We start from the raw sequence: 6000 nt of genomic DNA on the forward strand, positions 1-6000 counted from the left end.
TGGCGCAGGTGGCGGGCTGCGGGGGATGTCGACGCCGAACGGCTATCACGCATGTGTGCGTGATAGCCGTTCTGACGCGGTCACATCCGCCGGGCCCGAGGGGGCCAGGCGAGTGCCTGCGAGGCGGCCGGCGCCGGCGGCCTGGACCGACGACACCGACCCTCCGAGGAGGCGCGGTCTACTTCTCGGACGTCATCCCGCGACGTCGACGCACCGCGGCGCCGACGAGGAGCGCGATCCCGGCGAGCAGCGCCAGGCCTCCGATCGTCAGAGGCACCGTCGACTCGGAGCCGGTGAAGGCCAGGTCGCCGCCCGTTCCGGAGTCCGAACCGGAGCCGGAGCCGCCGTCGAAGCCGTCGAAGCGGTCGGTCACGGGCACGACGGGGGTCGGCGAGTCGGACGGAGCCGGCACGACGGGAGTCGGCGAGTCGGACGGAGCCGGCACGACGGGAGTCGGCGAGTCGGACGGAGCCGGCACGTCAGGAGTCGGCGAGTCGGACGGAGCCGGCACGTCAGGAGTCGGCGAGGGAGCCGGCACGTCGGGCGTCGGCGCGGGGCTCGGCGCGGGCGACGGAGCGGGCGACGGAGCGGGCGACGGAGCGGGCGACGGGCCGGGGCTCGGCGCGGGGCTGGGCGCCGGCGAGGGGCCAGGGTTCGGGTTGGGCACCGGCACGACCGCCGCCTCGTCGACGTCGATCGTGTACTCGACGCTGTCGGACGGGTTCTCGCCGTTGTCGGCGACGATCGTCACCGTGGTGCTGCCGGGCGTGGTCGGCGTGCCCGAGATGACACCGGAGTCCGAGTCGAGCGTGAGACCCGCGGGGAGCGTGCCGGCCGTCACCGTGAAGGTGGGCGCCGGGTTGCCCGAGGCGGTGACCTCGAACGAGTACGGAGTCCCCACGGTGCCGTCGGACGGGCTCTCGGAGGTGATCGTGGGGACGTTCGTCGCCGAGGGCGTGCCGGGAGCGGCGCAGCCCTGGGGGACGGTGATATTGGTCGTGTCGAGCGTGACGGCGCCCGTGCGGGCGAGGAGGCGCCCGATGACGGTCGCGCCGGTGGTCGTCGAGATGGACTGCTGCGCGAGGACCGTGCCGCGGAACTGCGCGGCGCTGCCGATCGTGGCCGAGCTGCCGACCTGCCAGAAGACGTTGCAGGCGCTGGCGCCGCCGGAGAAGGTCATGGTGGTCGCCGCCCCGATGGTCAGCGAGCTCGCCGCCTGGATGACGAAGACCGACTCCTCATCGCCGGCGAAGGCCAACGCGCCGGTGTCCGCGAGATTGATCGCGCCTCCCGAGTACACGCCGGGCGACAGCGAGCGGCCGTTCAGCTCGGAGATGCCGCTCTCCTGCGGGGTCAGGCTGCGCGCGACCCCGTAGGCGCTCGTGAGATCGGCCTTGGCCTGACGGGCCGGAGCGTTGTTCACCTGCTGCGTCCCGCCGACGATGACGCCCGGGCCGCCGGAGAAGCCCGTGACGGACGTCCCCGGGCTGAGGCCGATGCTGCCGCGCACGACGCTCGTGCCCGTGTTCGTGATGGTGGACCCGGCGAGGACCCCGTACGGCGCGGCCGTCCGGAGGTTCACCGGCCCGTCGATGATCGTGTCGGCCTGGGCCGCGCTGCCGCCGGCGACGGTGAGCGCTGCGGCGACGCCGAGCACCAGCGCCGTCCGGGCGAATGGGAGGAGGGACGTCGTGCGGGCCATGGAGGCACCTGACTGAGAAGAGGAGGCACCTGAGCACACGACCGGGCCGTGTCGGTGTTCCCCGTTAACTGAGGTCTACGGGGTCTCGACCGGGATGTCGACGCATTGTCCACCAGACGAACCGGGTGAGGACTACTCAAGGTCTACACCCAGCGGAGCGGCCCCCGAGCAGGGGCCGCCACGGCCGTTCGGGGGCCGTCACGGCGATTCGGGGGCCGGCGGTCGCGGCCGCGCGCCTCAGCGGCGGCGGTCGGCGCCGATCGCCGTCAGGAGCAGCAGCCCGCCGACCACGAGGTGCGTGATGTTGTCGGCGAGGTTCACGGCGAGGTAGTTGACCTCGGTGCCCTCGACGAAGAAGCCGACGATGCCGAAGACGACGTAGACGAGACCGACGACCGCGCCGAGCGAGCGGGCGGCCGAGACGCCCGACGTCCCGCCGAGGATCAGCGCGGCGCCGGCGAGGACCCAGATGACCGTGAGCGCCGGGTTGACGTTCCAGACGCCGAAGAGGGAGGCGCCGGTCGTGTCGAAGAACGAGCCCATGTCGGGCGCGAGGAATCCGCAGACCCCGAGCAGCAGCACGATCGTGCCGAGGGCGAGCGTGAGACCGCGGTTCGGCGACTCGCGGATGCTCGGGGCGGGAACGGTGCTGGTGGTGGTCATGCTGCGGCCTCCTGCGGATCTCTTCTCGGGCGGACGCCCGGCGTCCATCCAAGCACCCCCGGGAGGCGCGCGCGAGCCGGGCACGATCCCTCCCCATCCCCGGCCCCGCGGGCATCCGCCCCGGAACGCGGGCGCCGACCCGCCCGCGGGCGGACCAGGTGCCATGATCGGACGATGAGCCCCACCCCCCTCCGCCTCGTCGTCGCGGTCAACCCCTCCGCGTCGTTCGGGCGACGGAGCGACGTCGGCGCATCGGTCGTCTCGGCGCTGACCGCCGCCGGCCACGAGGTCACGCTGCTGCTGAAGGACTCGTTCGACGACCTCGTGACCGCTGCGCGCCGCGAGATCGCCGCCTCGCCCGACGCCCTCGTCGTCGTCGGCGGCGACGGCATGATGAACCTCGGCGCGAACCTCGTCGCCGGCACCGGCGTCCCCCTCGGGCTCGTGCCGACCGGCACCGGGAACGACATGGCCAGGGCCCTGGGGATCCCGCACGACGATGCGGAGTCGGCCACGCGCCTCCTCGTCTCGCAGCTCGACCGACCGGCCCGCGTCGTCGACGCCGGGCGCGTGACCCGGGGCGACGAGACGACCTGGTTCGCCTGCATGCTCTCGGCCGGGTTCGACGCGGTCGTCAACGAGCGCGCCAACCGCATGCGGCGCCCCCGGGGCCGCAGCCGGTACACCATCGCCCTGTACCTCGAACTGATCCGGCTCAAGCACCTGTCGTACCGCCTCGAGATCGACGGCGAGACGCTCGAGCTCGACGGCACCCTCGTCAGCGTCGGCAACGGCCGCTCGTTCGGCGGGGGCATCACCGTGCTGCCCGACGCCCTGGTCGACGACGGGCTGCTCGACGTGCTGGTCGTCGAGCGGCTGGGGAGGCTCGGGTTCCTGCGGCTGTTCGCGCAGGTCGCCCGGGGCACGCACCTCGCCGATCCGCGCGTGCACGTGCACCGCGCACGGCGGGTCACGATCCACTCCGACGACGTCGCGGCCTTCGCCGACGGCGAGCGGATGGGGTCGCTGCCGGTGACCGTCGAGGTCGTGCCGGGCGCGCTGCGCGTCATCGCGCCCGCCTAGCGCGACACGGGTCGGAGGCGCGGCGCCGGCCGGGAGGCGCGGTGCGGCACCCGCTCGACACCGGCGGTTCACGTGCGCAACACCTGTGGTCCTTACCGTCGACGCGACCCCCGACGAAGGACCGTTCCCATGCGACCAGCCCGCCGCCCCTCCCCGCTCGACGCGACCCGCGCCTCCTCGGCTCCGCGCAGCCCGCGCACCCGTCGGACCGCCCTCGCCGGCGCCGCCGGTCTGACGGGGCTCGGCCTCGTGGCCCTCGCCGCCGTCGGGCCCGGCGCCACGACCGCCCCGGCCTCGGCCGCCGTCGTCGCCGCTCCCATCAGCTCGTTCGCCGACGCCGACGCGTTCTCGATGGCGCCGGTCGGCGGTTACGAGACGGGCGTCTTCGACGAGAGCGCCGCCGAGATCGTCGCCCACTACGCCGCCGGGCAGCGTCTGCTGGTCGTCAACGCCGCGGCCGCTCGCGTCGAGGTGCTCGACGTCGCCGATCCGACCACCCCGACGAAGCTCTTCGACCTGCAGACCACCGGCGTGCTCGCCGCCGACGGCTCGGTCGTGCCCGCCGACGCCGTCGCGAACTCCGTGGCGGTGCGGGCCGACGGACTCGGCGTCGTCGCCGTCGAGTCGAGCCCCAAGACCGACGCCGGCTGGATCGTCTTCTTCGACGCCGCGGGCGACGGCGACGCCCTCGGAGCCGTGCGCGTCGGCGCCCTGCCCGACATGGTCGCCTTCTCGCCCGACGGCACCCGCGTGATCGTCGCGAACGAGGGCGAGCCGGCCGACGACTACTCGGCCGACCCCGAGGGCGCCGTCAGCCTGATCGACGTCCCCGCCACCGTGGCGGTCCCGGCCCAGACCGCCGTGCGGACGGCGGACTTCCATGCGTTCGAAGCCGACGGCGCCACCCCCGTCGACCCCGCCGTGCGCATCTTCGGCGGGCGGGACGACGCCGGCACGGTGACCGCGGCCGACCCGCTGGTGCGCCCCGTGTCCGAGAACCTCGAACCCGAGTACGCCACGTTCTCGGCCGACGGCGCCACCGCGTGGGTCTCGCTGCAGGAGGCGAACGCGCTCGCCCTCGTCGACGTCGCCTCGGCGACCATCACCGACGTCGTGCCGCTCGGCACGGTCGACCGCTCGGTCGTGCCGTTCGACCCGTCCGACCGCGACGGCGTCGACGGCGGGCCGGCGGTCGCGATCGGCACCTGGCCGGTGCAGGGGTACCTCATGCCCGACACGATCGACAGCTACGAGGTCGACGGCGAGACCTACATCGTGACCGCGAACGAGGGCGACTCGCGCGACTGGTCGGCCTACAGCGAGGTCGCCCGGGTGAAGGACCTCGGCGACGACGGTCTCGCCCCCGTCTGCGACTCGATCGACCCGTCGCTGCTGACCGACGCCGGTCTCGGCCGCCTCAACATCACGACCGCCGACGGCCTCTCCGCCGACGAGAGCTGCTACGAGACGCTGTACACGTTCGGCGGCCGGTCGTTCAGCATCCTCGACGCGGGCGGAGCCTCGGTGTTCGACTCCGGCGACGCGTTCGAGCAGCTGCTCGCCGAGGTCGCCCCCGAGTCGTTCAACTCGAACCACTCCTCCACGGGCGTCGACGGCCGCAGCGACGACAAGGGCCCGGAGCCCGAGGGCGTCGCCCTGGGTGAGATCGACGGGCGGACGTACGCGTTCATCGGATTCGAGCGCGTCGGCGGGATCGCCGTGTACGACGTGACCGAGCCGACCCGCGCCTCCTTCACCGCCTACGTCAACAACCGCGACCTCGCCGTCTCGGCGGAGGACGAGATCGACGCCGGAGCCGACCCCGCCGACGTGCTGACCCGCGCCGGCGACCTCGGCCCCGAGGGTCTCGCCTTCATCTCGGCCGACGACTCGCCCACCGGCGAGCCGATGCTGGCCGTCGGCAACGAGGTCTCGGGCTCGACGACGATGTACGCCATCTCCGTGCCGACCGCGGCCGAGCCGACCACCCCGCCGGCCGAGCCGACCACGCCGCCGGTCGACCCGACCACGCCGCCGACCACCGAGCCGACCGCGACCCCCACGGCCCAGCCGGGAGACCCCGATGACGGCGGCACGATCGCGCCGGTCCCCGCTCCGACCGACGGCGCCGACGGCTCGGCCGACGGCATCGGCGGCTCGGACTCGGGATCGGGGCAGGACTCCGACCCGGCGGACGCAGGAGGCGCGGGTGACGACGGCGACGACGGTGCGCTGGCCTTCACCGGCTCCGACGCCGCGGGGCTCGCGGCGGGCGTCGGCGCCGCGCTGCTCGCCCTCGGAGCCGGGCTGCTGATGCTCGCTCGCCGGCACCGCGCCTCCTCGAAGTAGCCCCGTCGACCGGATCGGCGAACCTGAGTGTCTTCTGTGTTCGCCGATCCGGTTCCCATCCGATCGGGCGAGGGTGGCGAATCCTTTTCATCCCCACCGGGAATCACAGAAAAGGACCTGATCATGAACGCTTTCTCCCGCAAGAAGATCACCAAGGTCGGACTCGGCATCGTCGCCTCCGGCGCCTCGTGTTCTCCCTCGCC

4 protein-coding genes are annotated in these 6000 nt (G+C 73.6%); 2 read left to right on the forward strand and 2 right to left on the reverse strand.

All coding sequences use genetic code 11. The annotated features are described in order from the left end of the window. Positions 1–178: 178 nt before the first annotated feature. Both ASF89_RS13680 and ASF89_RS13685 read right to left on the reverse strand, forming a co-directional pair. Positions 179–1702: an ice-binding family protein gene (locus ASF89_RS13680; RefSeq protein WP_055815843.1), complete on the reverse strand. Its 1524-nt coding sequence runs from the start codon at positions 1700–1702 to the stop codon at positions 179–181. Between the two features lie 237 nt (positions 1703–1939). Next, a complete protein-coding gene (locus ASF89_RS13685; RefSeq protein ID WP_055800880.1) occupies positions 1940–2365 on the reverse strand; it encodes a DUF4383 domain-containing protein in 426 nt (141 codons plus the stop codon). 174 nt (positions 2366–2539) lie between these two features. Here ASF89_RS13685 and ASF89_RS13690 point away from each other — a divergent pair, with 174 nt between their 5' ends. Then, positions 2540–3448, forward strand: coding sequence for a diacylglycerol kinase family protein (locus tag ASF89_RS13690; RefSeq protein ID WP_055815846.1), 909 nt, complete (start codon positions 2540–2542; stop codon positions 3446–3448). A 129-nt stretch (positions 3449–3577) separates the two neighbouring features. Next, positions 3578–5797 (forward strand): choice-of-anchor I family protein, encoded by a 2220-nt coding sequence (locus tag ASF89_RS13695; RefSeq protein ID WP_200937191.1) that lies wholly within the window; start codon positions 3578–3580, stop codon positions 5795–5797. Positions 5798–6000: the final 203 nt, after the last annotated feature.

It is taken from the genome of Frigoribacterium sp. Leaf172, assembly GCF_001424285.1.
In the GTDB taxonomy this organism is placed as follows: domain Bacteria; phylum Actinomycetota; class Actinomycetes; order Actinomycetales; family Microbacteriaceae; genus Frigoribacterium.